At 32.7% G+C, this 3,347-nt stretch carries 2 protein-coding genes, 1 other RNA gene and 2 pseudogenes; all 5 read right to left on the minus strand.

Annotated features, from left to right (window positions below):
- Positions 1-287 precede the first annotated feature (287 nt).
- A pseudogene (locus tag ACT8VG_RS08945) lies at positions 288-428 on the minus strand (MerR family transcriptional regulator); the annotation flags it as partial.
- A 104-nt stretch (positions 429-532) separates the two neighbouring features.
- An RNA gene (gene ffs / locus ACT8VG_RS08950) (signal recognition particle sRNA small type) lies at positions 533-622 on the minus strand.
- A 61-nt stretch (positions 623-683) separates the two neighbouring features.
- Positions 684-1,970 (minus strand): serine--tRNA ligase, encoded by a 1,287-nt coding sequence (serS, locus tag ACT8VG_RS08955; protein WP_217106960.1) that lies wholly within the window; start codon positions 1,968-1,970, stop codon positions 684-686.
- A 52-nt stretch (positions 1,971-2,022) separates the two neighbouring features.
- On the minus strand, positions 2,023-2,928 hold the full coding sequence (locus tag ACT8VG_RS08960) for an AEC family transporter (protein ID WP_444195669.1): 906 nt from the start codon (positions 2,926-2,928) through the stop codon (positions 2,023-2,025).
- 150 nt (positions 2,929-3,078) lie between these two features.
- Positions 3,079-3,347, minus strand: a pseudogene (locus ACT8VG_RS08965) (group II intron reverse transcriptase/maturase); the annotation flags it as partial.

Below are 3,347 nucleotides of genomic sequence, written 5' to 3' on the forward strand. Positions count from 1 at the left end.
GCTCTTCAGCAATTTCCTCATCCCTTTCTATCTGTTTTTTATACTTACGAAGCCCCTGCAACTGGCAGGAGAACACATGAAGTATTGAAACCATATACTGTATGAGTTCTCCATCTGATTTCTAATCTAATTATAGTACAAATGGAAAATCTATGCATCAAGTTCAGCTTCATGAACGCCGATTTATAGGCGTTTATATAATTTAATTTTTACTATCCTGTGGTTTGTGGGTATTCAAATAATTCTTTTACATTACAGAACTATCTTAAAAATGCAGTTTGATTTAGTAAATACTGATTATAAGTATAATAGTGCCTATTAGTTTGGATTCGGTTTGCCTTTAAAGTTCCTTCTCTATCTCAACGTTATAATATCTTAACAGATACGCCTAAAAGTTCAGCAAAATCCTTTAATTTATAATTTGTGATATTTGATGTGTTCATTTTAACACTACCTCTATGAGTAAATTTAAACACAATCGAACACAATAGTTAATATTTTTAGTTACTTATAGTTTCCTCCATTTATATAAAAAAAGTGCCATTACACACAAACAGAGGCCCTTAATGCTGCTACCTTCCGGTCCTGACATGGTTCAGACATGTTTATTGTAATGGCAAAATTGATTATAACATAATTATTATAAAATGCAAGAAAAAGGAGATTTTACATCTCCTTTCACATTATTTCTTAGGAACTAGTTTTTCAGTACCACCCATGTATGGTCTTAATGCTTCTGGTATAGAAACAGTACCATCTTCATTTAAGTTATTTTCTAAGAATGCAATCAACATTCTAGGTGGTGCAACAACAGTATTATTTAAAGTATGGGCGTAATACTTACCATCTTTACCATTGATTCTGATATTTAATCTTCTAGCCTGTGCATCAGTTAAGTTAGAACAGCTTCCTACTTCGAAATACTTCTTCTGTCTTGGAGACCAAGCTTCAACGTCTAATGACTTAGACTTTAAGTCTGCTAAGTCACCAGAGCAACATTCAAGTGTTCTTACTGGAATATCTAAAGATCTAAATAAATCTACAGTATTATTCCATAACTTATCAAACCACATCTTAGATTCTTCTGGTTTACATACAACGATCATTTCCTGTTTTTCAAACTGATGAATTCTATAAACACCACGTTCTTCAATACCATGAGCACCTTTTTCTTTTCTGAAACATGGTGAATATGAAGTATAAGTATATGGTAATTTGTCTTCATCTAATAATTCGCCAATGAACTTACCAATCATTGAATGTTCAGAAGTACCAATTAAGTATAGGTCTTCTCCTTCAATCTTATACATCATGGCATCCATTTCTTCAAATGACATAACACCATTAACAACATTACTTCTAATCATATATGGTGGTACACAATAAGTGAATCCACGGTTGATCATGAAGTCTCTTGCATAAGCTAATACTGCAGAATGTAATCTAGCAATATCACCCATTAAATAATAGAAACCATTACCTGCAACTCTACCTGCTGCATCTAGATCAATACCATCAAATGATTCCATAATATCTGTATGATATGGAACTTCATAATCAGGTACTACTGGATCACCATACTTAGTGATTTCTACGTTTTCGCTGTCATCTTTACCGATTGGTACAGTAGGATCTAAGAAGTTAGGAATCTTCATCATGACTTCTCTTAATTTATCTCCAGATTCTTTTTCAACTTCTTCTAATGACTTTAATTCTTCAGCCATTTCTCCAACTTTCTTCTTATTTTCAGCAGCTTCTTCTTTCTTACCTTCACGCATGAACTGTCCAATTTCTTTAGACAATTTATTTCTCATACTACGAAGTTCAGATGCTCTTGTGATAGCAGCTCTATACTGTTTGTCTAATTCTAATGCTTCATCAACTAAAGGAAGCTTATGATCTTGAAACTTCTTTTTAATATTTTCCCTAACAGCTTCAGGATCTTCTCTTAATCTTGCGATATCAATCATATATATACTCCTTGTTCATAGATTATTGTCATTATATACCATTATTCATTAATTATAAAGTAATCATCAATGAAATAAGTGGCAATGTGACTAAAGAAAATGCAGTAGATACAAAAATAAGCTTAGAAGCGAATTCTGGGTTCTTATCATACTTATTTGCCAACATTGCACATGTACTTGGTGCAGGCATCGCAGCCAATACTACTGATACACCAATACCAATATGATCAAGTGATGTCCATCTCAAACATAGATAAGTAATTACTGGAATCATAATCAAACGAATAAAAGAATAATAAATACATTCCTTATCCAATATCTCTCTAGGTTCTACATCACTTAATATACTTCCTATCACAATCATACTTAATGCGGTATTACATCCTCCTATAGAACTCATAGTTGTAGTCACAAAAGAAGGTAGTGTATACCCTAATGAATACATGATCATAAATACTATACCAAAATAAATCCCAATAAGACATGGATGTAACGCAACTTTCTTCACCATTGTCTTAAAATCAGCTTTTGTATAATGGGACAAACCATAACTCCACATAAATACTCTTTGTGGTATCAAATAAATACAAGCATAAAGTAAACCCATATCACCATATAACCCCTGTGCAAATGGCATCCCCATAAAACCTGCATTAGATACCATAGTCGCATACTGTAAGTTGATCTTCTTTGTTTCTTCCTGATTATTATAAGCTGTCTTATTAATAATAAAATAAAGCCCCTGTATACCAATAGATACTAAAAATACAACAAGAGTCGTCTTCATAATACTTGGTGTGAGTTTAATTAAGAAACTCTTTGCAGTGGCCACAGGTAACACAAGGTTTAATACTAAATCAGTGACCTGTTTACGAGTCTGTTTATTAAATAATCCTAGTTTAGAAATAAGATAGCCTATTCCAACTAAAATAAATATTTCTACCTGTAAATCTAACATATAATACCCCCCCTCTTTGAGGACTAATTATAGTAATAGAGTAGACAAGAAACAATGTTAATATTGGATTTAATTATTATTTCTGTGCCTCTCATTGCACCGTACGTACGGGTCTCGTATACGGCGCTACATTTATATGATAATTTCAAACTAACTTAGATAGTAGTTAAGAGGATTGACCAAACCTGGTCTATCCTCTTTCTTAATGGCTAGAATCTTGGGACTAAGTAGAAAATTGACTACATGGCCATTGGCCTGTCTGTATAGACCTAGCCTAGTGTTTGCTACCGAAAATATTTGTTCATCTGTAAAGTGACAACTGAGTTTCTTATTCAGTTTCTGTAGATTAATATATATTCTTTTTGGTTTCTTCCATTGTTTAAGAATGATAACTCTGATTTTATGGCGAAGCCATTGAC

It is taken from the genome of Catenibacterium sp., assembly GCF_052354645.1.
In the GTDB taxonomy this organism is placed as follows: Bacteria; Bacillota_I; Bacilli_A; order Erysipelotrichales; family Coprobacillaceae; genus Catenibacterium; species Catenibacterium mitsuoka_A.